A 25458-nucleotide genomic window follows, 5' to 3' on the forward strand; every position below is an offset into this window, starting at 1 on the left:
CCCGCCCCCGGCCCGCGTCATGCCCGGCGCCGGGGGCCTATCGCTCCCCATCCTGCCCTGTCCCCGTCTTCTTCTTGGGAGAACCCCGTGTCCCAGATCCGCGAATTCGATTACGTCATTATCGGCGCCGGCTCCGCCGGCAACGTCCTGGCCACCCGCCTCACCGAGGACCCCGAGGTCCAGGTGCTGCTGCTGGAGGCCGGCGGCCCCGACCACCGCTTCGACTTCCGTACCCAGATGCCGGCGGCGCTGGCCTACCCGCTGCAGGGCCAGCGCTACAACTGGGCCTTCGAGACCGACCCGGAGCCGCATATGGACGGTCGGCGCATGGAGTGCGGCCGCGGCAAGGGCCTGGGCGGCTCCTCGCTGATCAACGGCATGTGCTATATCCGCGGCAACGCCCTGGACTACGACTACTGGGCCAAGCGCCCGGGCCTCGAGGACTGGGCCTACGCCGACTGCCTGCCCTACTTCCGCAAGGCGGAGACCCGCGATATCGGCCCCAACGACTATCACGGCGGCGATGGCCCGGTCAGCGTGACCACCCCCAAGGACGGCAACAACCCCCTCTACCACGCCTTTATCGAGGCCGGGGTCCAGGCCGGCTACCCGGCCACCGAAGACGTCAACGGCTACCAGCAGGAGGGCTTCGGCCCCATGGACCGCTTCGTCACCCCTAAGGGACGCCGCGCCTCCACCGCCCGGGGCTACCTGGACACCGCCAAGCAGCGTCCCAACCTGACCATCGAGACCCGGGCCACCACCGATATCGTCGAATTCGAGGGCAAGCGCGCCGTGGGCGTGCGCTACGAGCGCAAGGGCCAGACCCGGCGGGTACGGGTGCGCCGCGAGGTGCTGCTGTGCGCCGGCGCCATCGCCTCGCCGCAGATCCTGCAGCGCTCCGGGGTGGGTCCCCAGGCACTCCTCGACGAGTTCGGCATCCCCCCGGTGCGGGTCAACGACAACGTCGGCGCCCACCTCCAGGATCACCTGGAGATGTATATCCAGTACGAGTGCAAACAGCCGATCTCCCTCTATCCGGCGCTGAAGTGGTACAACCAGCCGAAGATCGGCGCCGAATGGCTGTTGCTGGGTCGCGGCATCGGCGCCAGCAACCAGTTCGAGGCGGCGGGCTTTATCCGCACCGATGACGCCGAGGAGTGGCCCAACCTGCAGTACCACTTCCTGCCCATCGCCATCAGCTACAACGGCAAGAGCGCCGTCCAGGCCCACGGCTTCCAGGCCCATGTGGGCTCCATGCGCTCCGAGAGCCGCGGCCGGGTGCGCCTCACCTCCCGGGATCCCAAGGCGGCGCCGAGCATTCTCTTCAACTACATGTCCACCGAGAAGGACTGGCAGGAATTCCGCGACGCCATTCGCCTGACCCGCGAGATCATCGCCCAACCGGCCATGGACCCCTACCGGGGCCGGGAGATCTCCCCGGGCCCGGACGTCCAGAGCGACGCCGAGCTGGACGCCTTCGTCCGCGAGCATGCCGAGACCGCCTACCACCCCTGCGGCAGCTGCCGCATGGGCGAGGGGGACGACGCCGTGGTCAACGGCGCCGGCCAGGTCCATGGCCTGGAAGGGCTGCGGGTGGTGGACGCCTCGCTGTTCCCGGTGATTCCCACCGGCAACCTCAACGCCCCGACGATCATGCTGGCGGAGAAGATCGCCGACAAGATCCGCGGCCGCGACCCGCTGCCCCGGAGCGACGCCCCCTACTACGTAGCCAAGGGCGCCCCGGCCCAGCAGCAACCCCAGCGCCGCTTAGGAAAGCGCTGAACGAATCATCGAGCGGAGTGAAGCGCAAGGCGCCCGCAGCGCAGAAACCGGAGCCTATGCAGTACTAGGTGAGGATTTCGAGCAGCGCGTAACGCAGCGATTTGCCCGCGCAGATATTTGTGCAGTGTTTTCCTCGAAGAAGCCCATCGCTGAGGCCAGTCTCCTCAGCCCTTCCACCCCGCCCCGCCCGGCGGGGTTTTTTATGGCTCGCGCCCCCTGGCGGCCCGGCGGGAAATCGACTAGGCTTGAGAAATTCAAACAACTGTTCGAAACTCTTGCCGTCCGAACCGCATAGGGAGGTCTGTGATGACCCAACTGATCCTGATCCTGCTCGCCCTGGGGGGCCTGGTCGCGGTGATGCGCCGCGAAGCCGGCGCCCTGCCCGCCCTGGCGGTGCTCGCCGTGGTGGGCCTGGTCGCCCTGGCCCTGGGTAGCCCGGTGCTGGGGGGCCTGCTGTTGATCGGCGCCGCCGGGGTGGCGCTGGCGGGCCTGCCGGCGCTGCGCCGCCGCTGGCTCAGCCCGCGGCTCTTCGCCCTGTTCAAGAAGGTCTCCCCCAAGGTCTCCGAGACCGAGCGCACCGCCCTGGAGGCGGGCACCGTGGCCTGGGATGGCGAGCTGTTCTCCGGCAAGCCCGACTGGTCCGCCCTGCTGGCGCGCCGCAACGAGGGCATCAGCGCCGAGGAGCAGGCCTTCCTCGACCAGCAGTGCAGCGTCGCCGCCGGCATGACCAACGCCTGGGAGATCACCCGCGAGCGCGCCGACCTGCCCCAGGCGCTGTGGGACTACCTGAAGCAGGAGCGCTTCTTCGGCATGATCATTCCCAAGGAGTACGGCGGCCTGGGCTTCTCCGCCAAGGCCCAGTCCCTGGTGCTGCAGAAGCTCTCGATCAACGAGACCCTGATGGTCACCGTGGGCGTGCCCAACTCCCTCGGCCCCGGGGAACTGCTGCTCAAGTACGGCACCCAGCAGCAGAAGGACCACTACCTGCCGCGACTCGCCGATGGCCGGGAGATCCCCTGCTTCGGCCTCACCGGCCCGCGGGCAGGCTCGGACGCCACCTCCCTGCCCGACACCGGCATCGTCTGCAAGCAGTTGGTGGACGGCGAGGAAGTGCTGGGCCTGCGCCTCAACTTCGAGAAGCGCTGGATCACCCTGGCGCCCATCGCCACCGTGGTGGGCCTGGCCTTCCGCATGTTCGATCCGGAGCGCCTGCTCGGCGGCGAGGAGGACCTGGGCATCACCTGCGCGCTGATCCCCCGGGACACCGCCGGCATGGAGATCGGCCGCCGTCACCACCCCATCGGCAGCCCCTTTATGAACGGGCCGATCAAGGGCAAGGACGTCTTCGTACCCCTGGACACCATTATCGGCGGGCCGGAGATGGCCGGTCAGGGCTGGCGCATGCTGGTGGAGTGCCTCTCGGTGGGCCGCTGCATCACCCTGCCCTCCGGGGCCACGGGCACCTCCCGCTACGCCCTGGGCTGGAGCGGCGGCTTCGCCCGGGTGCGTCGCCAGTTCAATGTCCCGGTGGCCGAGATGGAGGGCATCCAGGAGCCCCTGGCACGCATGGCGGCCCTCTCCTATATCGCCCAGGCGGCGGTGCTGCAGACCGCCAACACCATCGACGCCGGCGAGAAGCCGGCGGTACCCTCGGCGATCCTCAAGAGCCAGCTCACCGAGTTCCAGCGCCAGATCCTCGGCGACGCCATGGATATCCACGGCGGCAAGGCGGTGACCCTCGGGCCGCGCAACTACCTGGGCATCGGCTACAGCGCCAACCCGGTGGCGATCACCGTGGAAGGCGCCAATATCATGACCCGCAACCTGATGATCTTCGGTCAGGGGGCGATCCGCTGCCACCCCTATGTGCTGGAGGAGCTGGCCGCCAAGGACGCCGACGACCTGAACGCCTTCGACACGGCCTTCTTCGGCCACGCCGGCCTGATCTTCGGCAACGCCGCCCGCGCCTTCACCCAGGCCTTCGGCCTCGGCAAGCCGGCGGTGCCCTTCGACGGCGAGGCCAAGCGCTATGCCCAGGAAGTGGCGCGCCTCTCCGCCGGCTTCAGCCTGTGTGCCGATGCCGCCATGGCCAGCCTCGGCGCCAGCCTCAAGCAGCGCGAGATGCTCTCGGCGCGCCTCGGTGACGTGCTCTCCAACCTCTACCTCGCCTCCATGGTGCTCAAGTCCTGGCAGGAGGGCGACCGGGTCGAGGGCGAGGCCGCCCTGCTCCACTACAGCTGCCAGTATCTGCTGAACCGCGCCGAGCAGGCCTTCGACGAGCTCTTCGACAACCTGCCGAATCGCGCCCTGGGTCGCACCCTGCGGCTGATCGTGATGCCCCGGGGCAAGCGCTTCAAGCGGCCCCACGACGACCTGGCCCGCACCATCGCCCAGGCGATCTCCCGGGACAGCGCCCTGCGCCGCCAGATGCTGGCCCACACCTGGGACGAACAGGGCGACGGCCAGCGGGACAACCCCCTGGCCCGCTACAACGCCCTGCTGGCCGAGTACGACCGCGCCGAGCCGCTCTACCGCAAGCTCAACAAGGCCTACGCCAAGGGCGAGCTGCCAGCCACCGCCCTGCACCCGGAGCAGCGCATCGCCGCCGCCCGGGAGGCCGGCCTAATCGACGCGGAGGAGGCCACCTTCATGGCCCGCTTCGAGGCCGAGGTGCTGGAGATGCTGACGGTGGATGACTTCCCCTTCGAGGCCTTCGCCCAGCAGCAGGACAAGGTGATCTGGCACAACGCCGCCTGACCGCCCCCGAAGTACCCCTTCGCCCCGGCCCTCGGCCGGGGCGTTTTTTGTGCCGGCGCTACAGCGGCCAGACCCACAGGATCATCGGAATCGCCACCACCAGCACCAGCAGCGAGAGCGGCAGGCCCAGGCGCCAGTAGTCGCCGAAGCGGTAGCCCCCGGGCCCCATCACCAGGGTATTGGACTGGTGGCCGATCGGCGTCAGGAAGGCACAGGAGGCGCTCACCGCCACTACCATCAGGAAGGGATCCACCGAGGCGTCGAAGCCCTCGGCGAGGCTCGCGGCGATGGGCGCCATCAGCAGCGCCGCGGCGGCGTTGTTGATCACGTTGGAGAGCAGCATGGAGAGCGCGAAGAGCCCCACCAGGGTCACCACCACCGGCCAGTCGGCCCCCAGGGTCAGCAGGGTCTCGGCGATCAGCGCCGCTCCGCCGCTGGTCTCCAGCGCCTGGCCCACCGGAATCATGGCGCCGAGCAGCACGATCACCGGGCCATCCACGGCCTGGTAGGCATCGCGCAGCGGCAAGACCCCCACCAGCAGCGAGAGCAGCGCCGCGGCAGACAGGGCCACCGCCGCCGGCAACAGGTCCAGCAGCATGGCGGCGATGGCCAGGGCGAAGATGCCCAGCGACACCAGCAGCAGCCGCGGCTGGCCCAGTGTCAGGTTGCGGCTGGCCAGGGGCAGGCAGCCCAGGGTACCCAGGGCCTCGGCCAGGCCCGCCTCGTCGCCCTGCAGCAGCAGCACATCGCCGGAGCGAAAGCGCACCTCCCGCAGGCGCTTCTTGAGGCGCGCCCCGTCCCGGGCCACCGCCACCAGATGCAGGCCATGCTGATGATGCAGGCGCAGTTGGCTGACGGTGCGGTTGACCATCATGGAGTCGTTGCGCACCACCGCCTCCACCAGTTGCAGCCCCTCGGTGGAGGGGGCCCGGGGCGTCTCCTCCTTTTCTTCCTCCTCTTCCTTTCTCTTCTCCGCGCCCTCGCGCTTCTGCCTATCCGCGTCGCCTGCCGCCCTCTCCCGAGGCTCGGCCGTCTCGTCCCCGGCGTCTTCTTCCTCTGCCACGGCTTCCGGCTCGGCGCCCAGGCGCAGCCCGGCCCTGTCTTCCAGCAGCTTGATCTCCTCGGGGCCCCCCTCCACCAGCAGGATATCGCCGGCACGCAGGGCGCCCAGGAAGGCGTGGCCGGGACGACGCTTGTCGTCGCGGATCACCCCGATCACCGGCACCGGCTCATCGAGCTCCTGCTGCAACTCGCTGAGGGTCCAGCCGCAGGCCTTGGCCTCCTCGGTCAGGCGCAGCTCCACCAGGTAGTTGGCGGTATCGAAGAGCTCGTCGGCGCTGGCCTGCCCCTGGCGTTGGGGCGTCAGGCGCCAGCCCAACAAGACGATAAAGACGAGCCCAGCCAGGGCTACCGCCACGCCCACCGGGGTGAAGTCGAACAGGCCGAAGTTTTCCCCGGTCAGCGTGCCCCGGTAGCTGGCGACGATGATATTGGGGGGCGTGCCGATCAGCGTCATCAGCCCCCCCAGCAAGGAGCCGAAGGCCAGCGGCATCAGCAGCAGCGAAGGCGAGGTGTCATGGGCCCGGGCCAGGCGCATGGCCACCGGCAGCATCAGCGCCAGGGCGCCCACGTTGTTCATCACCGCCGAGAGCAACAGCACGGTGCCGGTCAGCACCAGCAGCTGCAGGAGCAGGCGTTCGCCGACCCGCAACGCCTGCTCGGCGATGATATCCACCAGCCCCGAGCGCTCGAAGCCCTTGCTCAGCACCAGCACCGCCGCCACCGTGATCACCGCCGGGTGACCGAAGCCGAGGAAGGCCGCCTCACTGGGCACCAGCCCCAGGAGCACCGACCCCAGCAGCGCCATCAGCGCCACCAGGTCATAGCGGAAGCGCCCCCAGACGAAACCCGCCAGGGTCAGCCCCAGTACCCCATAGATCAGCACGGCATCGGACACGGCCACGCCTCCCTGTCGTCAAAGGTCCAGCATGGCAGGCTTTCATCCAGCGCCGCCAGCCGGTTACGCCAACGCTCCCCCCGACCGTTGCGCCTTTCGCAACGGCTCGTTGTCGCCTCTCCCCCTGCGCGCCGGGAACCTATCGCTATAGAATCACCACCGCATTCGATAATCGATATCATTCAGGGAATACACTATCCTCATGCCTCTCGCGACCCGCTCCCGGCTCCCCCTCGCCATCGCCCTGGCCTCCGCCGGCCTGCCCGCCCTCGCCGACGACTCCGCCCGCCTCGACAATATCGTGGTCACCGCCGCCGGTTTCGAGCAGACCCTGCGCGACGCCCCGGCCAGTATCTCGGTGATCACCCGGGAAGCGCTGCAGGAGCAACGCATCACCAGCCTGGCGGATGCCCTGCGCAACGTGGAGGGGGTCGACGTGGGTGGCCAGGTGGGCAAGACCGGCGGCCGCAATATCAGCATTCGCGGCATGCCCAGTGACTACACCCTGATCCTGATCGACGGCCGCCGCCAGAATGCCGCCGGCAGCGTCACCCCCAACGGCTTCGGCGAGACCAGCACCAGCTTCTTCCCGCCGATCTCCAGCATCGAGCGTATCGAGGTGATCCGCGGGCCCATGTCGACCCTCTACGGCTCCGACGCCATGGGCGGGGTGATCAATATCATCACCCGCCGGGTCGATCGGGAGTGGAACGGCTCCCTGGAGGTGGAGAACACCCTCAACGAGGACGACGACTTCGGCGACAGCCGCGCCCTGAGCCTCTATGCCAGTGGCCCCCTGATCGAGGATCGTCTCGGCCTGCAACTGCGCGGCCGCCTCTACGACCGGGAGGCCTCGCACCTGACCTACCAGGACGCCAATGGCGAGCCCATCGACGTCAGCCAGCGCGGCCCCAGCCCGGTCGAGGGGCGCAACTACCACCTGGGCGCGCGCCTGACCCTGGCCGCCAGTGACGATCACGACCTCTGGCTCGACGGCGAGATCGGTCGCCAGCGCTACAACAACGACGAGGGCCAGTTGGGCACCCTGGACGACCCCCAGGGACGCATCGGCGGTTACTCGGACGAGCTGCGTTTCGAGCGCGAGCAGCTCGCCATCGGCCATACCGGGCGCTTCTCCGCCGGTACCCTGGAATCGAGCCTGATGCGCAATACCACCGAGACCCTCGGGCGCACCATTCCCGGCGACAGGAATGGCGGCGACTTCGGCCAGCCCCTGCCGGCCCTGCCGCAACTGACCATCGGCTCGCCCCGCACGCTCGAGACCACCAATACCGTGCTCGACAGCAAGTTCGTGATGCCGCTGGGTGACCATATGGCCACGCTTGGCGGGCAGTGGATGGATTCGGAACTGACCGATGGCCTGGCCACCGAGACCTTCGCGCAGACCACCTGGGCCCTGTTCGCCGAGGACGAGTGGCTGCTGCGCGACGACCTGGCACTGACCCTGGGCGGGCGCTACGACCACCACGACGCCTTCGGCAGCCAGTTCAGCCCGCGCGGCTACCTGGTATGGAACGCCAGCGACCAGTGGACCCTCAAGGGCGGGATCAGCCGCGGCTATCGCACCCCCTCGCTCAACGACCTGCACGACGGCGTCAATGGCGTCACCGGCCAGGGCACCATCCTGACCATCGGCAACCCCGACCTGCAGCCGGAGACCAGCACCAGCAGCGAAGTGGGTATCCACTTCGATAACCAGGCCGGTTTCATGGCCAGCGTCACCCTCTTCCATAACCGCTTCGACGACAAGATCGCCGACGGCGAGGATATCGTGGTCAGCGGCCATCCCTCGATTCCCGATGGCACCTATGCCCAGCAGGTCAATATCGACGAGGCGGAGACCCAGGGGGTGGAGCTCTCCGCACGCCTGCAACTGGCCCCGGCCTGGCACCTGAGCGCCAACTACACCTTTACCGACAGCGAGCAGAAGAGCGGCGAGAACGCCGGCGACCCGCTCACCGACACCCCGGAGCACGCCGTCAACGCCACCCTGCGCTGGCAGGCCAGCGAGCGCCTGAGCACCTGGCTCGCCGCCGAGTACCGCAGCGAGCGCTATCGCAACCGTTCGCGGGTGCGCGGCGCCCCCTCCTACGACGACCTGGGCGACTTCAAGGCCTATAGCCTCTTCCACCTGGGCGGCAGCTACGCGGTGGCGGATAACGTGACCCTGAGCGCCACCGTCTACAACCTGCTGGACCAGGACTTCGTCGACTACCGTGCCTACGACAACGGCAACAGCTACGGCAACGTCTACGCCAATAGCGAGGAAGGCCGCCGCCTCTGGCTCTCCGCCCGCTTCGAGTTCTGATCGCGCCGCGCTGGCTTACGCTCGCAACACTGCTGCCCCGGCTAACTGCCGGGGCGTTTTCGTGGCTTGTCGTACTTTGGCGTGAATACACAGTGGGAGCGCGGCTAAAGCCAGCTCCCACAATAGCTAGCCGGAGATAGGCCATGTCGCAGTTTCACTCGGGCTACTTGGCCAGCTTCTCCAGCATGGCGTTGACGGCATCCAGGTGCTCCGGCTCGTTATGGCACAGGCCCTGGAAGACCGCGCAGAGGTCGAGGAAGTCCTTGAGCTCGGTGCGCTGGGCCAGCTTCATCAGCCGCTTGGTCAGCCGGGTCGCCTTGGGGGGCTGGGCGGCGATACGCGCGGCCAGTTCATTGACGCGGTCCATCAGCGCCTCGGGCTCGACTACCTCCAGCACGATGCCGTACTCCTTGGCTTCCTCGGCGTCGATCACCCGCCCGGAGAGGGTCAGCTCGAAGGCGCGCTGGTAGCCGATCAGCCGCTGCATCAGCCAGGCGCCCCCGTCGCCGGGGATGATCCCCAGGTTGAGGAAGGTCTCGCCGAACTTGGCCCTGCGGGAGGCGATGCGGATATCGGCCATATTGGCCAGGTCGAAGCCGGCGCCGATGGCGGGCCCGTTGACCGCGGCGAGGATCGGCACCTCCACGGCGGCCAGCGCCAGGGGGATGCGCTGGATGCCGCGCCGGTAGCGCTCCGCCACCTCGGCCACGTTGCCGGCGAAATCGCCGCCCCGCTCGGCCATGTCCTTGACGTTGCCACCGGCGGAGAAGGCGCTGCCCTCGCCGGTGATTACCAGCACCGATACCTCGTCGCAGGCGTTGACCCAGTCGGCGGTAGCGACGATGTCATCGATCAGGGCGGTGCCGGTGAGGGCGTTGCGCACGTCGTGACGATCCAGGGTCAGGGTGGCCACCCGGTTCTCCAGAGTCAGGCGGGCATCCGTCAGCGGCGGCAGGCTCATGCGAGGTTCTCCTCGGTGCGGGTTGTCGAATCGGTCGAGGCGTCGGCCCCATCCCTCGCCACGATAACCCGGGCATCCACCACGGCGTAACCCGAGGCATAGGCGATCACCGGGTTGAGGTCGAGCTCCTGGATCTCCGGGTAGGCCTCGACCAGCTGCGAGATGCGCAGCAGCAGCTCGACCAGGGCCGCTTGATCGATGGCCGCACCGCCGCGCACCCCCTCGAAGAGCTTCTTGGCCTTGATCTGGGCCACCATGGAGCGGGCGTCATGCCGCGACAGCGGGATGGCGCGGAAGGCCACGTCCTCGAGGATCTCCACGAAGATGCCGCCCAGGCCGAACATCAGCACCGGCCCGAAGATGGGGTCGCGGCTGACGCCGATGATCACCTCCACCCCCTTGGCCGCCATGGGCGTGACCAGCACCCCCTCGATCTCGGCCTCCGGGGCATAGGCGCGACAGGACGCGAGGATGGCGTCATGGGCCTCGCGGAGTGCCGCCTCACCCACCAGGTCGAGGCGCACCCCGCCGGCATCGGACTTGTGGAGGATGTCCTTGGAGACCACCTTCATCGCTAGGGGCCTGGTGCCGAAGTGGGCGGCCACCTCGGCCAGCTCCAAGGCGTCGCGCACCAGGCGCTCCTCCGGCACCCGGATGCCATGCTCGGCCAGCAGCGCCTTGGCCTCCGGCTCCAGCAGGTCGCGCCCCTCGGCCCGGGCGCGCGCAAAGGCGGCCTCGGGGTCAGGCAGGCGCGCCAGCGCCTCGGGGCGGGCGTGATCGGCGGCCAGGTAGGCGCCCCGCTCGCCCAGCGCCGCCAGGGCGCGCACCGCATGCTCGATGGAGTAGTAGACCGGCAACCCCGCCTCGTGGAGGCGGCGCAGCGCCGGCGGCTTGATCGGCGCGTAGAGGCTGTAGACCACCAGCGGCTTGTCGACGCGCCGGGCCAGCTCGATCATCGACTCGGCGCCGCGCATCTCGTCGCCCAACAGCGAGTCGGCGAAGCGGATGCTGTAGCCACCGAACATGCCCACCAGGAAGACGCTATCGACGCCCGCGTCCTCGGCGAGGATCTCCATGCAGCGGGCCAGCACCAGGGGGTCGGCGTCGCTGCTGCCGGCCACGTCCACCGGGTTGGCCAGGGACGCCTGGGGGAAGAGGATCTCGGCCAGCCGCGCCCGGGTAGTCTCGGCGAGCGTGGCCAGGGTCAGCCCCGCCTCGGCCAGGCGGTCGGCGGCGATGGTCGCCTGGCCGCCGCCGTCGGCGAGCACCGCCACTCGCTTGCCGCGGGCCTTCTGCAACAGCTCCAGCCCCTCGGCCACCGGCAGGATCTCGTCGGAGTACTGCACCACGCTGACCCCGGCCTGGCGCAGCAGGTCGACGGTCATGGCGTAGCTGCCGGCTAGCGCCCCGGTGTGGGAGCTGGCCGACCGCTGGCCGGCCTCGGTGGCCCCGGACTTGTAGACCACCACCGGCTTGGCGGCGGTGACCTCCCGGGCCACCTCGAGGAAGTGGCGACCGTCCTGGAAACCCTCCACATAGAGGGTGGCCACCTGGGTATGGGCGTCCTCGCCCAGGTAGCGCAGGTAGTCGGCGAAGCCGATATCGGTCTGGTTGCCCGGCCCCACATAGGTGCTGAAGCCGACCCGACCGTTGTGCTGGGCCTCCAGGGCCAGGGAGAGCAGCATGTTGCCGGACTGGGAGACGATGCCCACGCCCCCCGGCTTGACGTTGTCCAGGGCCAGCAGGTTGAGGTTGTGGTGCAGGTTGAAGACCCCGGAGGTATTGGGGCCGATCAGCCGCACTCCGGCCTCCCGGGCCACGGCGAGCAGCTCCGCCTCCAGGGCGGCGCCGGCCTCGCCGGTCTCGCCGAAGCCGCTGGCGAGGATCACCGCGCCCTTGATGCCCGCGGCGCCACACTCGCGGATCAGCCCCGGCACCGTGGTCGCCGGGGTGCAGATCAGCGCCAGGTCCGCCGGTCCCGGCAGCTCGCCGAGGGAGGCGTAGGCCTTGGCCCCCATGACCTGCTCCACCTTGGGATTGATGGGGTAGATGGCGCCCCGGAAGCCCTGCTTGACCAGCCCCACCATGGCCTTGTAGCCGCGCTTGGTGGGGTCCTGGGAGGCCCCCACCACGGCCACCGAGCGGGGGGCGAGGAAGTCGTGCAGCGGGCTGCGGCTGGCAAGATGGTTGGCACGGTTCATCTCAGCACCCCTGGAAGTTCGGTGAGCGTTTCTCGGCGAAGGCGTCCACGCCCTCCTGCCAGTCGGCGGTGGTGGAGCAGCGGAAGACCGCGTCCAGCTCCTGCTGCAACTGGCTCTCCAGGCTCTCGTGGCTGCCCTGGTTGACCAGGCGCTTGAGCATGGCCAGGGAGATCGGCGCCTGGCGGCTGAGGGTCTCGGCCAGGCCCAGGGCCGCATCCATCAATACCTCGGCGGGCACCGCCTGGCTGGCCAGGCCGAGGCGCGCCGCCTCGACGCCATCGATCCGCACCCCGGTATAGAGCAGGCGCCGGGCCTGGCCCAGGCCCACCAGCTGGGGCAGTAGTTGAGAGACGCCGCCGCCCACGCAGGTACCGATGCCGACTTCGGGGAAGCCGATCTGGGCCGCCTCGCTCATCACGATAAAGTCGCAGGCCACCGCCATCTCGGCGCCGGCCCCCAGGGCATAGCCGTTGACCGCGGCGACCACCGGCAGCGGGCTGCGCAGGATCGCCTCGCAGACATCGTTGCCCAGCTGCAGGTATTCGCGGCGCTGGTGCAGGGTGCGGCCGGCCGCGCCATGCTCCTTCATATCGGCGCCCACGCAGAAGGCGCGCCCCTCGCCGCTCAGCACCACCGCACGAACCTCCGGGTCCCGCTCGGCCTCGGCCAGGGCCGCCAGCAGCTCCCGGTAAAGCGGCTCGACCACCGCATTGAGGCGGTGGGGGCGATTGAAGCGGATCACCATCACCGCCGCCTGGCGCTCGATGATCAGGGTCTCGGGGCGTTGCATCGTCTCTCCTCGGCAGGGCCTGCCTGGGCATGGCGAGATAACATCGAGGCGGTCGGTCGCCACTGCCGGCCGGCCTCGCGGAAGAATGAAACATCAGTGCCGCCCGCGGGAAAATAGCGACACATATGTATCTTCGGCGCATGCTACGGGGAGTCGCGGGCGGCAGTCAACACGTTTGTGTCGTATAAAAATACGACATGAACCATACGTATCATTGATAACGAAACGCCCTCCCATCGCCGAGACGTCGGACCGCTGCGAAGCAGGCTCCTACCACCCCGGCGGCCTTACCAAGCCCGTAGGAGCTGGCTTTAGCCGGCGATTCCAACCGGCCATCGCCTGCTGAAGCAGGCTCCTACCACCCCGGAAGCCTTACCAAGCCCGTAGGAGCTGGCTTTAGCCGGCGATTCCAACCGGCCATCGCCTGCTGAAGCAGGCTCCTACCACCCCGGCGGCCTTACCAGCCCGTAGGTGCTGGCTTCAGCCACGCTCCCACCATGTATTCATGCCTGAGGGCGATACGCCTAATAGGGGTGAGATGGGCCAGGTAAGCGCGCCGGCTTGCCAGGCGCCCTTGGCTAGGCCAGCATGGCGTCGGCGCGGTACGTCACCGCTCAGACGAGGTAATTGGATGCAAGAACACTCCCCGACATCCCTGGACGAGGTCAATCAGGCCCTGGCCGCCTGCTACGCCGAGCTCAGCCCCCAGCTCAAGCTGGCGGCCAACTATGTGCTGGAACAACCCATGGAGATCGCCTTCCAGTCGATCCGCAAGTCGGCCACGGCGGCGGAGGTGACGCCCTCCACGCTGATGCGGCTGGCCAAGCGACTGGGCTTCGACAGCTACGAGCAGTTCCGCGAGATCTTCCAGTCGGCGGTGCAGTCCGGCCCCATCGAGCTCTCGGGCCGGGCCTCCAGCCTCAAGGCCCTGGCCAATACCGACGACCAGGTGTTTCTCGATGTGGGGGATACCGCCTTCGACAATATCGGCCGGCTCTTCACCGCCGATACCCAGGCCAAGGTGCGCGAGGCGGCCGAGCGCATGCTGGCCGCCGGCAAGGTGGCGGTGGTGGGCTTCCGGGACACCTTCGCCTGCGCCTACCACTTCGCCTACGTGGGGCGCATCGCCATGCCCAATATCCAGTTGATTCGCGGCCAGGAGGGGGGCCTGCTGACGGAGCTGGCGCCCTTCGGCGAGGGCGACCTGGTGGTGGCGATCGGCTTCGACCCCTACTGCGCCGAGACGGTACGCGCCCTGGAGATCGCCCGGGCCAACGGCGTCGAGGCCATCGTGATCACCGATACCCTGCGCTCGCCGCTGGTGCCCGGCGCCGCGGTGACCTTCAATATCGCCACCGCCACGCCCCACTTCTTCCCCTCGATCCTCTCCGCCATCACCCTGATCGAGGCGATCCTCGCCGAATGCGTGGCCTACGGCCCCGAGGCCCTGGTGGATAACGTCACCACCTTCGAATCGCGGATGCGCGCCCTCGGCGCCTATGTGGAGCTGGAGTAGGCCGGAGTAGGTCGGAGTAGGCCGGAGTAGGCCGGAGTAGGCAGGAGTAGGTCGGATAAGCGAGCCTACGGCGAGTACATCCGACAATCGGCTTGCCGGGCACTTGCCGGGCACTTGCCGGGCACGGCGTCGGGTGCGTTCGCCTTCGGCTCATTTACCCGACCTACAAGCGCATTGACCCGAGCTACAAGCGCATTGACCCGACCTACGGGCGCCGCCGGGGCGGGTCAGGGCAATAGAATGGTCGAGCCGGTGGTCTGGCGGCTGGCCAGGGCCTCCTGGGCCTTGCCCGCCTCGCCGAGGGGGAAGCGCTGGGCGATATCGATGGTGATCTTGCCGCTCTCCAGCATGGCGAAGAGCTCATCGGCCATGGCCTGCAGCCGCGCCGGGGTATCCGCGTAGCCGTTGAGGCTGGGGCGGGTCACGAACAGCGAGCCCTTCTGGTTGAGGATCCCCAGGTTGACCCCCGTGACCGCGCCGGAGGCGTTGCCGAAGCTGACCATCAGCGAACGCGGCTTGAGGCAGTCGAGCGAGGTCTCCCAGGTGTCCTTGCCCACCGAGTCGTAGACCACGTCACACATGGCACCCCCGGTCAGCTCGCGGACCCGCTCGACCACATCTTCCTTCGTATAGTCGATGGTCGCCCAGGCGCCGTTCTTCTCGGCCAGCGCCGCCTTCTCCGGCGAGCTGACGGTACCGATCAGCTTCACGCCCAGGGCCTTGGCCCACTGGCAGGCGATGGAGCCGACGCCGCCGGCGGCGGCGTGCCAGAGGATCGTCTCGCCGCCTTTCAGCTCATGGGTCTGGCGCATCAGGTACTGCACCGTCAGCCCCTTGAGCATGCAGCCGGCGGCGGTCTCGAAGTCGATGCCATCGGGCAGCTTGACCACCTTGCCGGCGGGCAGGGTGTGCAGCTCGGCGTAGGCGCCCAGGGGACCCTGGGCATAGGCGACGCGATCGCCGACGGCCAGCTGGGTCACGCCCTCGCCCACGGCGTCCACCACCCCGGCCCCCTCGGTGCCCAGGCCCGAGGGCAGCGACGGCGCCGGGTAGAGGCCGGTGCGGAAGTAGATATCGATAAAGTTGAGGCCCACCGCGGCGTTCTTGACGCGCACCTCGCCGGGGCCGGGGTCGCCGGGGGACACCTCGACGAGTTCGAGTACCTCGGGGCCGCCGGTGCGGGAGAACTGGATACGCTTGGCCATGGGAATATCCTTAATGGGCTAACGAATGGGTGCGTCTATGCAAGCGCCGAACGGCCCGGCGGTCAAGTCGCCACAGGCGGCTCGACGCTCAGCCCAGATGCTCGGGAAAACTCGCCAGGCCCTGCACGAAGCGCTCCTTCTCTTCCTCGAAGCCCTTGGTGTCGTGCTTGAAGCGACGCAGCACCTCGGCGTCATCGACCGCGATGGGCGCCCCGGCCTCGGCCAGGGTGGAGGCCGGATGGCGCGCCCCCAGGCCGATGCGCCGGCCGTCGCGACCGGCGAACCAGCGGCTGATGCCGCAGTCGCGATAGCAGGCCTCGGCGTCGGCATCCTCGGCCTCCACCCGCAGCGGCGCCTTGCTGGCCAGCTCGGCGATCAGGGCACGGCGCGGCGCCTCCCGGTCGTCTGGCGCCTCGTCCCCGTCCAGGGCACAGCTCAGGGTCAGGGTCATGCCCTGACCGGCGGCGTCCAGCACCAGCAGCGCCAGCGCCTGGGGACGGCCGGCGCCGTCCACCGCCGCCAGCAAGCGCGCGGCTTCCTGGGCGAACAGCACCCGGCGGGTGGCGGCGAAGCGCACCAGGGGGGTCAGCCCCGCCGCCTGGCCGTAGACCTCAGCACACAGCCGCGCCAGGCAGGCATCTCGGGGGGCACTCTCGTTGACTTGTACGACTTTCATCACTGCCTCGCTTGCGGGGCGAATTCACGGGAAAAGCGCGCAGCCTAGCATATCCACCCCCACGACGGTCATCGGAGCGTCATCGGGGCTCGCTAACCTGAGCTGCGAAGGCCTCGCCGAACCCGCTACACTGAGCGGCGCCCACTTCGGTCCTCCTGCCCAGAGGTTAGCAGCCCATGACCGCGACCACGTCCCCCGCCCTATCCCGGCTGATCGCCCACCGCGGGCTCTCCGCCCATGCCCCGGAGAACACCCTGAGCGCGGTGCGCGCCGCCCACGCCAGTGGCATCGACTGGGTCGAGCTGGACGCGCAGCTCCTGGGCGACGGCACCCCGGTGATCTGGCACGACCGCGGCGTGCGGCGCTGCTCCAATGGCCGCGGCGGCCTGCACAAGCTGGACCTGGCCGCCGCCAAGGCCCTGGACGTGGGCGCCTGGTTCGGCGAGGCCTTCCAGGGCGAGCGCATGGCGACCCTCACCGAGATGCTCGAGCTGCTGGCGGCCCGGGGCATGGGGCTCAACCTGGAACTCAAGGTGTGCCGCGGCCGCGACCCGGTGGCGCTGGCCGAGGCGGTGATTCCCCGCCTGCTGGAGGCCCTGCCCGCCGAGCGGCTGATCGTCTCCTCCTTCGACGCCCGCGCCCTGGCCACCGCCCGCGCTCTGGTGCCGGACCCCGAGCGGCTGCGCCTGGGCGTGCTCTTCGAGAAGATCCCCAAGGCCTGGCAGGCCGAGGCCGAGCGCTTCGCCGCCTTCAGCCTGCATGCCGACTGGACCCGCCTCAAGCCCGAACGGGCCCGGGCGATCAAGGCCTCCGGCTACCGGCTGCTCTGCTACACCGCCAACGATCCCCAGGCCTTCGCTCCCTGCTGGGAATGGGGGGTGGATAGCGTGATCAGCGACGATCCCCGGCGCTTCCTCGCCTGAACTTGACCCAGATCAGCTTCGACGGCTCAACTTTCCCCCTCCCTTGCCGATAGAGGTCCTATCGATCCCTGCGCAATGGAGTGTGTTCATGAACCCCTCGACGATCATCGGCATCCTGGTCAGCAGCCTGCTGCTGGCCAGCGTCTTGCTGTTCACCGCCGAATCTCCGCTGAGCTTTGTCAACCTGCCGGGGCTGGCCATCGTCGTCACCGGCACCCTGGCCGCCACCTTTATCAGCTACCCCCTCAAGGAGGTGCTGCGGGTGGTGCGCCTGGTGGGCATCGTCTTCCGTCGCGAGAACACCTATATGCGCGACGATATCCAGGAGCTGGTGGCCATCGCCCGACTGTGGTTCAAGGGCGACGTGCGCGCCGTGGAGACGGCCCTGGACAAGACCCGCAACCCCTTCCTGCGCACCGGCATCCAGCTGGTGATCGCCAATACCAAGGAGGAGGAGATCCTCGACCTGCTGCGCTGGCGCATCGCCCGGCTGCGCGCCCGGGAACAGGCCGAGGCGCAGATCTTCCGCACCATGGCCACCTATGCCCCGGCCTTCGGCATGATCGGTACCCTGGTGGGCCTGGTGAATATGCTGGAGGTGATGGAGGCGGGCCAGCTCGAAGTGATCGGCCCGCGCATGGCGGTGGCCCTGCTCACCACCTTCTACGGCATCCTGCTGGCCAACCTGGTCTTCAAGCCCATCGCGGTGAAGCTGGAGCGACGCACCGAGGAGCGCCTGATCGCCATGAACATGGTGCTGGAAGGGGTGACCCTGATCTGCAAGCGGCGCCTGCCCTCCTTTATCGAGGAAACGCTGAACTCCTTTATCGCCCACCACCACGACGAGATCCGCGACCAGGGTCGCGTCGATCCCGACGAGGCCCCGCAGAATGGCTAAGTTGAGCTCCCTGAAGGGGCGTCCCGAGGCCCCGCCGCCGCCCCCTCCCGCGCCGTCGACCCAGGCCGCCGAGCTGCTGCCCCAGCGCAGCGGGGGCGATGGGGACGGCGAGAGCTGGCTGATGAGCTACCTGGATGTGCTGACGCTGCTGATCACCCTCTTCGTGCTGCTGCTCTCGATGACCAACCTGCAGTCGGGGGAGGCCAGCGAGTCCGGCGCCACGCGCCTGACGATTCCCGCCCTGCAGGCCGCCGAGCGAGTCGCCGGCCCCCTGGGCAGTGGCCTGCTGCCCAGAGAAGAAGCGGGACGCGAGCCGGTGGCGCGGCTCGATCTCGAAGGGGTCAGCGTGGCCGAGACCGAACAGGGCATCACCCTGCGCATCGACGACCAGCTGCTCTTCTCCAGCGGCGACGCCACCCTGACCGGCCCCGGCCACGAGCTGCTCTCGGAGCTGATCCCGACCCTGGAGCGCTTCCCCGGGCGCCTCTCGGTGGAGGGCCACTCGGACAACGTGCCCATCGCCACGGCGCGCTTCCCCTCCAACTGGGAGCTCTCCACCGCCCGGGCCAGCGCCGTGCTGCGCGACCTGGAGCGCCAGGGCATCGACGCCACCCGCATGCGCGCCATCGGCTATGCCGACACCCGGCCCCTGGCCGACAACGCCAGCGCCGAAGGCCGCGCCGCCAACCGCCGGGTGGAGATCCTGCTGCATACCCAAGCCGCCGACTAGGCCGGCCGCGCCGGGTGGAGAGGCATATCGCCGGCTAAAGCCAGCTCCTACTAGGTTGGAGTCGCCACCGGGGTGGTAGGAGCTTGCTTCAGCAAGCGATAAGGCTTGGGAATTCGCCTGCTAAAGCCAGCTCCTACTAGGTTGGGGTTGCCAAGGGGGTCGTAGGAGCCTGCTTTAGCAGGCGATTGATGGGTTGCCGAGGTATCCAATGCCGCCCCCCCCTCCCCGCTAATCCAGCGTTGAGGCGCGGGTGACGATAGGCGCATAGGCTAGCTATAGCTGCAACGTCCGACGATTTTGCGCTAAGGTACGCGCCCTTCATCCGCTCTCCCCGATCAACTGGAGCCTCCCATGCAAACCCTGATGGGCCTGGTCGGTGTGCTGACCGTCCTCTTACTAGCCTTCCTGCTCTCCGAGAATCGCCGCGCCATCCGCCCACGCACCGTCCTCGGCGCCCTGGCCATTCAGGCGGGGCTCGGGCTCTTCGTGCTCTATATTCCCTTCGGCCAGAGCCTGCTGCTGGGCCTGACCCGGGGCGTCCAGGCGGTCATCGACAGCGCCCAGGCGGGCATGAACTTCATGTTCGCCGGCCTGGTCAGCGACGAGATGTTCGAGCTGTTCGGCGGCGGCGGCTTCGTCTTCGCCCTGCGGGTGCTGCCGATCATCGTCTTCTTCTCCGCGCTGATCGCCGTGCTCTACCACCTGGGCATCATGCGCTGGCTGATCAACCTGATCGGCGGCGCCCTGCAGAAGCTCCTGGGCACCTCACGCACCGAGTCGCTCTCGGCGTCGGCCAATATCTTCGTCGGCCAGACCGAGGCGCCGATGACGGTGCGTCCCTTTATCGGCGGCATGACCCGCTCGGAGCTGTTCGCGGTGATGGTGGGGGGCCTGGCCTCGGTGGCCGGCAGCGTGCTGGGTGGCTATGCCGCCATGGGCATTCCCCTGGAGTACCTGCTGGCGGCCTCCTTTATGGCCGCCCCCGGGGGCCTGCTGATGGCCAAGATGCTGGTGCCGGAGACCCGCACCCAGACCCAGGGCATCGACGAGGTGCTGGAGACACCCAAGGAGGAAAAGCCCGCCAACGTGATCGAGGCCGCCGCCAATGGCGCCGCCTCCGGGGTGCAGCTGGCCATCAACGTGGGCGGCATGCTGCTGGCCTTTATCGCCCTGATCGCCCTGGCCAACAACCTGCTGGGCTGGGTGGGCGGCCTGGTCGGCTACGGCGACCTGACCCTGGAGTTGATCCTCGGCTGGCTGTTCGCGCCCATCGCCTTCTTGATCGGCATCCCCTGGGAGGAGTCAGTGCTGGCCGGCAGCTTTATCGGCGAGAAGATCATCCTCAACGAGTTCGTCGCCTTCGCCGACCTGGCCACCCATGAGGGCGAGCTGAGCCCGCATAGCGAGGCGATCGTGGTCTTCGCCCTGTGCGGCTTCGCCAACCTGGGCTCCATCGCCATCCTGATGGGGGGCCTGGGCCTGATGGCCCCCAACCGGCGCAGCGATATCGCCCGCCTGGGCCTCAAGGCGGTGGCCGCCGGCACCCTGGCCAATTTGATGAGTGCCGCCCTGGCCGGGCTCTTTCTCTCGCTCTAGTTCAGTCCTGGCCCCGCCCTTGATACGGCTGGGCCAGGCACCCTGGCCAACCTGGCTTATCTGGTAAACGCCGCCCTGGCCGGGCTCTTCCTCTCGCTCCAGGCGAGTGCTCCAGTAAGCCCTTACTACGCACAAGGCCCGCCAATTGGCGGGCCTTGTGCGTTCGGCAGTGCAAATAATGGTTCGGTCAGCCCGACTAACGGGATACCAGCGCCTCGATGGCCACCATATCCAAGTGCTCCTCCAGGCTATCCGCCAGCCGGTCCAGGTCGCGCTGACGATGGGCGGCATAGTCCGGGGTATCGCTCCGCGTATCGCCCTCCAGCCCGCAGAGCGTCAGCAGGGCCGCGCAGGCCTCGGCCTGATCGAAGAGGCCATGCAGGTAGGTGCCCAGCACCTGGCCATCCTCGCCGATCGCCCCATCGGGGTGCCCCTCGAGCTCACAGAGCGGCCGGGCCAGCGCCGGCCCCTCGCTGATCCCATGGTGGATCTCATAGCCGGCCAGCGCCGCCCCCGAGGCAAGCAAGCGCCCACCGACGTTGCGCAGTTGCTTGGCCGCGCCCATGCGGGTCGTGAAATCGAGCAGCCCCAGCCCCTCGCTGCTGCCGGGGGGGCCGTCGCGGCCCTCGGGATCCTCGATGACCCGCCCCAGCATCTGGAAGCCGCCGCAGATCCCCAGCAGCTTGCCGCCATAGCGCAGATGACGGCGGATGGCGTCCTCCCAGCCCTGGGCGCGCAGCCAGGCGAGGTCCGAGCGAGTGCTCTTGCTGCCGGGCAGGATGATCAGGTCGGCGGGCGGAATCGCCTGATCCGGCCCCACGAAGGTGAGCTCCACCCGCGGATGCAACCGCAGGGGATCGAAGTCGTTATGGTTGCTGATCCGCGGCAGCGCCGGCACCACCACGCGCAGCGCCGGCTCGCCGGCCTGGCGGCCCGACAGGCCCAGGCTGTCCTCGGCGTCCAGCAGCAGGCCCTGCAGGTAAGGCAGGGTCCCCAGCACCGGCTTGCCGGTATGGTGTTCCAGCCAGTCGAGCCCCGGCTCGAGCAGCGCGATATCGCCGCGGAAGCGATTGATGATAAAGCCCCGGGTGCGTGAGCGCTCGCTCTCGCTGAGTAGCGCCAGGGTCCCCACCAGTTGAGCGAAGACCCCGCCCCGGTCGATATCCCCCACCAGCAGCACCGGGCAGTCCACCGCCTCGGCGAAGCCCATATTGGCGATATCGTTGGCGCGCAGGTTGATCTCCGCCGGGCTGCCCGCTCCCTCGGCGATGATCACATCATAACGACTCGACAACGCCTCCCAGGCCGCCAGCATCGAGCCCTTCGCCTCGCGCTTGTAGGCGTGATAGTCCAGGGCATCCATATGGCCATGCACCCGGCCGCGCAGGATCACCTGGGCGCCCCGGTCGCTCTCCGGCTTGAGCAGCACCGGGTTCATATCGCTATGGGGCGCGACGCCCGCCGCCAGCGCCTGCAGCGCCGTGGAGCGGCCGATCTCGCCGCCATCCACGGTCACCGCGCTATTGAGCGCCATGTTCTGCGGCTTGAAGGGCGCCACCGACACCCCGCGCCGGGCCAGCGCCCGGCACAGCCCCGCCACCACCGTGCTCTTGCCCGCATCCGAGGTGGTGCCCTGGATCATCAGTGTCGCCATCGAAAAGCCTCGTCTCGCCCGGTTTACCTCTTGGAATGGCGAGACTCTACCTACCCGCCCTGGTGCCCGCAACGCAGGAAACATGCCCTCGCATCCACTCCCCCGATGCATTCACATGACCCCGGGCCCATGAGGAATAGATTTAAGGCGATCGAGGCTAGCAGAAATTCAGATCCGAATTATACTCACCCCTTATTGTTACCTTATGTACCGACTCTATATCCTTGGATGTGGCGCTGCCCCACTGAGTGAGTTCTGGGTGGGAACACCTCACGGAGGGAGGCATGACAAGGTCGTTACCTGGTCCTTCCCCGCTGATCGGGCCTTGAGGCTGGCTGTCGCCGGCCGCTATGTAATGTCAATCTCCATGCGCAAAGTGACGCGGATCATGGAGTAATTCTGGAGGAGAACCAAGATGCTCAGAAAAGGATTTGCGAGTCTAGCAACGGTTATTGCCCTGGTTTCCGCTGCTCCCGCGCAGGCCTGCCCCGATTGGCAGGGCCAACCCCATTTCGGCACCATTCAACTCAACGCCGGGTTCCAGCCCGACCCCTATGTCCGCAACATTACCGCGGGCGGCACCAACAGCCTGATCAGCTGCGGTGCGGCAGGCTGGGCCGGGTATGTGACCACGCGGCCCGATTTCGACCTCTACTGGAACGGCCAGTCAACGCAGTTGACCATCGCGGTCGACGCCTCCGCCGACGCCATCTTGCTGGTAAACGCACCCGACGGCACCTGGTACTACAACGATGACTATCGCGGCACGGACCCCGCGATCACCTTCAAGAACCCTCAGTCGGGTCTCTACGACATCTGGATCGGGTCCTACGATGGCTCGCAACGAAACCCCGGACGACTGATCTTTACCGAGTACAACTACTAACATACGCCGATTAACCGGCGACCTTTATGCCGAGTTAATCGCGGTACAGGGACGTGTCACCTGACACCCGTGCCGGGCCAGCGCCCGGCACAGCCCCGCCATCACCTTGCTCTGCCCGCACCCGAGGTGGTGCCCTGGATCATCAGTGTCGCCATGCGAATTGCCGCCCCCACTTCGGGTAAATGCCCTTGCCCCTGAAAGGGCACTACGGTACCACTTGCCACTCCCCCGGCGGAGACCCCGATAAGAATCAAATCAGCAATCATGCGCCACGCCGCAGGGTTCGGGCATAGGGAGAAGGCCTGTCCCAAGGTGAGCGGGCCGCCCAAGAGGAGCCAACCTATCGCCAATCCAAGGCGAGAAAGGAATGGCGTAAATGGCTGAGGTGATCGGGCATACGCGCAATCTAACGCTGAACGAAGCGGCGCGCCTCACGCGTCCGCCTTCCGTGACTTGTTATATTCTTTCGCAAACCGCCTCATCTTGGCACCTATCTCCGAGGTTGAGATTTTCCCCATAGAAGATCGTTCAACAGTCTGCATATATTTCAATCGCTTATTTGCGATGTTCATAAGATCTATTGCGTCGTTTTGAGTAACGACCTCGCTAGGTTCTCTGAAGACACTATCAACCAGACCAGCGTAAAGACTGTTATTTTTCATATCGTTGAGGTGAGGAGTAGTCTTTAGTGCAGCCTCATGCTCCCTCACATCAGAGTCATCAGCTCTGATTTCGCTTTGGAAATAATCATGATCGTGCATTGCATTGATTTTATCCTGGTGCCTCGTCAGGCGTCGATGCAGCTTTTTCCAGTCAATTTCTTCTCCATTAACAAGATCCAAGCCCACGCCAACCAGCATTGGTATTTTTGCTAGTTCCTCACAACACAAATGCGCCAAACAGTAGGCTCGGGGGAAGAAACCATGTTTATATAGCATCTGAGATTCCGCGAATAGGCTCTCGGCGTTGCGTAAAAGTTTTTCACGAGCTGACTCTATTTCTTCGATAGACAGAGCTTTCATATTTCTCTCGAATATAACGCAGTGGTAAGGGCAGTTGGAGCAACGCGTAGTGTCCCGCGCAGCCGCGCTTTTATTCGGCCGGAGTTAACTTGACCACTTTGTCAGGCATTTAGTTTGTCCAGTGCTTCTTTAATTGGCAGTTCGGCTTCAAAGAACATCTTGAAAGCCTTATGCAACTCTCTGACCCAATGCTCACTTTCTGGAAGCTCAAGGAACTTCATTGCTTTTTCAGGGATAGGGAATTTTTGATAATGAAAGGTCGCATTTCTAAATAGTCGAAGAGCGTCAACAAAATTCTCTTGAGAAAGAAGCTCATCCACTTTTTGATTAACACACTTAAGCTCTCTGCAACCCTCTACTACCACGAATATTAACTCGTATAAAACAGACAACCTTGCAAATGAAGAATGGATCTCAGCAAATGCTGCTAGATCTTCGGGAAGGCCATGCTCCCCTCTGATCTTAGTGGTAACAACTTCCTTTACTGCATCGGCATTTAGCCAGTGCTTATGCAGTGATATTAGTTCTTTTATATATGCTCACATTGCCTAACGCATCAAACAACGGCCTGGTAAATTTGGCGGTTTTTTTGGAACAAAAAAGGGGACAGCTTTTCCAGGTCCGCGTGCTTTGATGTGCTATATTATTTTAACACTTTATTTTCTAGGAACTGAACAACCTTTTCTTCTATTCCAATTTCCCGCATTTTCTCTATTGCCGAAGCAATTCTTTTTCTCATTTCCTCTTCACTGAATGTGAAATCAGACTCATCTTTAAGATTAAAGTTAGTCTGTCCTGCAATGGCACCCATTTCCTTGACTTTATCGTCAGAGTGAAATTCAAGCTCTGACCTGATAATCTCGCGCGAGCTTTCCAGCCAAGTTATTGACCTTTTAACGATATCTGAAAGAAACTCGAAAAATTGCTCTGCATTTGGCGGATAGAGAAAGTCTATCTCTGTTTTAAATACTTTTTGCTCTCCATCCTCATTTAAGTAAGAGTTGATCGTAGACTCAAGCACAGCCTTATAGGATAGAAAATTTAGGTAGTCATTTTTTCCATGTGAATTTACGTGAAAGATCTCTGGAGTCCACTGTGCAGCTCTTTCCAGGAGCGCCCTATCAAGATGACCAACCCCCTTATTTCGGATGTGCACAATAAAATCCAGATCTCGTCTTAGTGATCTAGTATCCGAGACAAACTGAGCTTCACCATCAACCCTTATTCTATTCATTGAGTCTTTAAGATTGTGCAAGGATACAAACACATTCCTTGTACTTCTCATCTTGTGGGTAAGAGTATCAATATCTTCAACCCCCTCTGACAACTCCTCATCAAAACACTTCAAATCGTGCAAAAGAATAGTCAGGCAAATAAAGTCTGACTTTCTCGGAATCTGATATTTTTCTTTACTCAAACCGAATGCTCCGTGCTCCGGAAATATAACAGTGAGCCGTCCCGGCTTTCTCGGAGACCCGTTGGTTTGAGTCAGGCCGCCTTCTTGGCCTGACCCTGTTGCTCATAATACAGCGCTTCTCGCTCGGCCGGTGGCATGTTGCCGATCGGCTCCAA

Annotated in this window: 19 protein-coding genes; 9 read left to right on the plus strand and 10 right to left on the minus strand. The window is 66.0% G+C overall.

What is annotated here, in order from left to right:
* The first annotated feature begins 87 nt into the window (after positions 1–87).
* Positions 88–1785, plus strand: coding sequence for a choline dehydrogenase (betA, locus tag NFU04_RS06840; protein ID WP_251308763.1), 1698 nt, complete (start codon positions 88–90; stop codon positions 1783–1785).
* 306 nt (positions 1786–2091) lie between these two features.
* The gene (locus NFU04_RS06845; RefSeq protein WP_251308764.1) at positions 2092–4542 is read left to right on the plus strand and encodes an acyl-CoA dehydrogenase; all 2451 of its coding nucleotides are present in this window, start codon (positions 2092–2094) and stop codon (positions 4540–4542) included.
* 58 nt (positions 4543–4600) lie between these two features.
* Here NFU04_RS06845 and NFU04_RS06850 read toward each other — a convergent pair whose 3' ends face one another.
* On the minus strand, positions 4601–6499 hold the full coding sequence (locus tag NFU04_RS06850) for an SLC13 family permease (RefSeq protein WP_251308765.1): 1899 nt from the start codon (positions 6497–6499) through the stop codon (positions 4601–4603).
* Positions 6500–6701: 202 nt separating this feature from the next.
* Here NFU04_RS06850 and NFU04_RS06855 point away from each other — a divergent pair, with 202 nt between their 5' ends.
* Positions 6702–8828: a TonB-dependent receptor domain-containing protein gene (locus NFU04_RS06855; protein WP_251308766.1), complete on the plus strand. Its 2127-nt coding sequence runs from the start codon at positions 6702–6704 to the stop codon at positions 8826–8828.
* A 163-nt stretch (positions 8829–8991) separates the two neighbouring features.
* On the opposite strand, the gene NFU04_RS06860 is transcribed toward NFU04_RS06855, so the two are convergent.
* Genes NFU04_RS06860 through NFU04_RS06870 form a run of 3 tightly spaced genes read right to left on the minus strand, consistent with a single transcriptional unit; the run spans position 8992 to position 12780 of the window.
* Positions 8992–9789: an enoyl-CoA hydratase-related protein gene (locus NFU04_RS06860; protein ID WP_251308767.1), complete on the minus strand. Its 798-nt coding sequence runs from the start codon at positions 9787–9789 to the stop codon at positions 8992–8994.
* Positions 9786–11990, minus strand: a complete 2205-nt coding sequence (locus NFU04_RS06865) for an acetate--CoA ligase family protein (RefSeq protein WP_251308768.1) — start codon at positions 11988–11990, stop codon at positions 9786–9788. The genes NFU04_RS06860 and NFU04_RS06865 overlap by 4 nt, the downstream gene beginning before the upstream one ends.
* Position 11991: 1 nt before the next feature.
* Positions 11992–12780: an enoyl-CoA hydratase/isomerase family protein gene (locus NFU04_RS06870; protein ID WP_251308769.1), complete on the minus strand. Its 789-nt coding sequence runs from the start codon at positions 12778–12780 to the stop codon at positions 11992–11994.
* A gap of 631 nt (positions 12781–13411) precedes the next feature.
* Here NFU04_RS06870 and NFU04_RS06875 point away from each other — a divergent pair.
* Complete coding sequence (locus tag NFU04_RS06875) at positions 13412–14296, plus strand: MurR/RpiR family transcriptional regulator (protein ID WP_251308770.1); 885 nt, start codon at positions 13412–13414, stop codon at positions 14294–14296.
* A gap of 227 nt (positions 14297–14523) precedes the next feature.
* Here NFU04_RS06875 and NFU04_RS06880 read toward each other — a convergent pair whose 3' ends face one another.
* Together NFU04_RS06880 and NFU04_RS06885 are read right to left on the minus strand one after the other, a co-directional pair.
* Positions 14524–15501, minus strand: coding sequence for an NADPH:quinone reductase (locus NFU04_RS06880; RefSeq protein ID WP_251308771.1), 978 nt, complete (start codon positions 15499–15501; stop codon positions 14524–14526).
* Positions 15502–15589: 88 nt separating this feature from the next.
* Positions 15590–16177 carry a hypothetical protein gene (locus NFU04_RS06885; RefSeq protein WP_251308772.1) on the minus strand — a complete coding sequence of 196 codons (588 nt, stop codon included), beginning with the start codon at positions 16175–16177 and terminating at the stop codon, positions 15590–15592.
* Between the two features lie 176 nt (positions 16178–16353).
* Here NFU04_RS06885 and NFU04_RS06890 point away from each other — a divergent pair, with 176 nt between their 5' ends.
* The 4 genes from NFU04_RS06890 to NFU04_RS06905 all read left to right on the plus strand — a co-directional run bounded on the left by NFU04_RS06890 (position 16354) and on the right by NFU04_RS06905 (position 20324).
* Positions 16354–17100: a glycerophosphodiester phosphodiesterase family protein gene (locus tag NFU04_RS06890; protein ID WP_251308773.1), complete on the plus strand. Its 747-nt coding sequence runs from the start codon at positions 16354–16356 to the stop codon at positions 17098–17100.
* An 88-nt stretch (positions 17101–17188) separates the two neighbouring features.
* Complete coding sequence (locus NFU04_RS06895) at positions 17189–17998, plus strand: motility protein A (protein ID WP_251308774.1); 810 nt, start codon at positions 17189–17191, stop codon at positions 17996–17998.
* Positions 17991–18728 (plus strand): OmpA/MotB family protein, encoded by a 738-nt coding sequence (locus NFU04_RS06900; protein ID WP_251308775.1) that lies wholly within the window; start codon positions 17991–17993, stop codon positions 18726–18728. Before NFU04_RS06895 ends, NFU04_RS06900 begins: the two co-directional genes overlap by 8 nt.
* 351 nt (positions 18729–19079) lie before the next feature.
* Positions 19080–20324, plus strand: a complete 1245-nt coding sequence (locus NFU04_RS06905; RefSeq protein WP_251308776.1) for a NupC/NupG family nucleoside CNT transporter — start codon at positions 19080–19082, stop codon at positions 20322–20324.
* A 196-nt stretch (positions 20325–20520) separates the two neighbouring features.
* On the opposite strand, the gene NFU04_RS06910 is transcribed toward NFU04_RS06905, so the two are convergent.
* Positions 20521–21978: a cobyric acid synthase gene (locus NFU04_RS06910; RefSeq protein ID WP_251308777.1), complete on the minus strand. Its 1458-nt coding sequence runs from the start codon at positions 21976–21978 to the stop codon at positions 20521–20523.
* A gap of 415 nt (positions 21979–22393) precedes the next feature.
* Here NFU04_RS06910 and NFU04_RS06915 point away from each other — a divergent pair, with 415 nt between their 5' ends.
* On the plus strand, positions 22394–22864 hold the full coding sequence (locus tag NFU04_RS06915; RefSeq protein ID WP_251308778.1) for a hypothetical protein: 471 nt from the start codon (positions 22394–22396) through the stop codon (positions 22862–22864).
* A gap of 431 nt (positions 22865–23295) precedes the next feature.
* Here NFU04_RS06915 and NFU04_RS06920 read toward each other — a convergent pair whose 3' ends face one another.
* From NFU04_RS06920 to NFU04_RS06930, 3 genes are all read right to left on the minus strand, one after another.
* Positions 23296–23886 (minus strand): AbiV family abortive infection protein, encoded by a 591-nt coding sequence (locus NFU04_RS06920; protein ID WP_251308779.1) that lies wholly within the window; start codon positions 23884–23886, stop codon positions 23296–23298.
* Between the two features lie 101 nt (positions 23887–23987).
* On the minus strand, positions 23988–24251 hold the full coding sequence (locus tag NFU04_RS06925; protein WP_251308780.1) for a hypothetical protein: 264 nt from the start codon (positions 24249–24251) through the stop codon (positions 23988–23990).
* Between the two features lie 278 nt (positions 24252–24529).
* The gene (locus tag NFU04_RS06930; protein ID WP_251308781.1) at positions 24530–25303 is read right to left on the minus strand and encodes a hypothetical protein; all 774 of its coding nucleotides are present in this window, start codon (positions 25301–25303) and stop codon (positions 24530–24532) included.
* Positions 25304–25458 lie beyond the last annotated feature (155 nt).

It is taken from the genome of Halomonas sp. NCCP-2165 (assembly GCF_023708045.1).
GTDB lineage: Bacteria > Pseudomonadota > Gammaproteobacteria > Pseudomonadales > Halomonadaceae > Bisbaumannia > Bisbaumannia pacifica.

What these genes read in the sequence shown, in the direction of transcription:
- NFU04_RS06845 (WP_251308764.1), top strand. Translation starts at nt 2,092, where the DNA reads ATGACCCAACTGATCCTGATCCTGCTCGCCCTGGGGGGCCTGGTCGCG.
- NFU04_RS06855 (WP_251308766.1), top strand. Translation starts at nt 6,702, where the DNA reads ATGCCTCTCGCGACCCGCTCCCGGCTCCCCCTCGCCATCGCCCTGGCC.
- NFU04_RS06860 (WP_251308767.1), bottom strand. Translation starts at nt 9,789, where the DNA reads ATGAGCCTGCCGCCGCTGACGGATGCCCGCCTGACTCTGGAGAACCGG.
- NFU04_RS06865 (WP_251308768.1), bottom strand. Translation starts at nt 11,990, where the DNA reads ATGAACCGTGCCAACCATCTTGCCAGCCGCAGCCCGCTGCACGACTTC.
- NFU04_RS06870 (WP_251308769.1), bottom strand. Translation starts at nt 12,780, where the DNA reads ATGCAACGCCCCGAGACCCTGATCATCGAGCGCCAGGCGGCGGTGATG.
- NFU04_RS06875 (WP_251308770.1), top strand. Translation starts at nt 13,412, where the DNA reads ATGCAAGAACACTCCCCGACATCCCTGGACGAGGTCAATCAGGCCCTG.
- NFU04_RS06880 (WP_251308771.1), bottom strand. Translation starts at nt 15,501, where the DNA reads ATGGCCAAGCGTATCCAGTTCTCCCGCACCGGCGGCCCCGAGGTACTC.
- NFU04_RS06885 (WP_251308772.1), bottom strand. Translation starts at nt 16,177, where the DNA reads ATGAAAGTCGTACAAGTCAACGAGAGTGCCCCCCGAGATGCCTGCCTG.
- NFU04_RS06890 (WP_251308773.1), top strand. Translation starts at nt 16,354, where the DNA reads ATGACCGCGACCACGTCCCCCGCCCTATCCCGGCTGATCGCCCACCGC.
- NFU04_RS06895 (WP_251308774.1), top strand. Translation starts at nt 17,189, where the DNA reads ATGAACCCCTCGACGATCATCGGCATCCTGGTCAGCAGCCTGCTGCTG.
- NFU04_RS06900 (WP_251308775.1), top strand. Translation starts at nt 17,991, where the DNA reads ATGGCTAAGTTGAGCTCCCTGAAGGGGCGTCCCGAGGCCCCGCCGCCG.
- NFU04_RS06905 (WP_251308776.1), top strand. Translation starts at nt 19,080, where the DNA reads ATGCAAACCCTGATGGGCCTGGTCGGTGTGCTGACCGTCCTCTTACTA.
- NFU04_RS06910 (WP_251308777.1), bottom strand. Translation starts at nt 21,978, where the DNA reads ATGGCGACACTGATGATCCAGGGCACCACCTCGGATGCGGGCAAGAGC.
- NFU04_RS06915 (WP_251308778.1), top strand. Translation starts at nt 22,394, where the DNA reads ATGCTCAGAAAAGGATTTGCGAGTCTAGCAACGGTTATTGCCCTGGTT.
- NFU04_RS06920 (WP_251308779.1), bottom strand. Translation starts at nt 23,886, where the DNA reads ATGAAAGCTCTGTCTATCGAAGAAATAGAGTCAGCTCGTGAAAAACTT.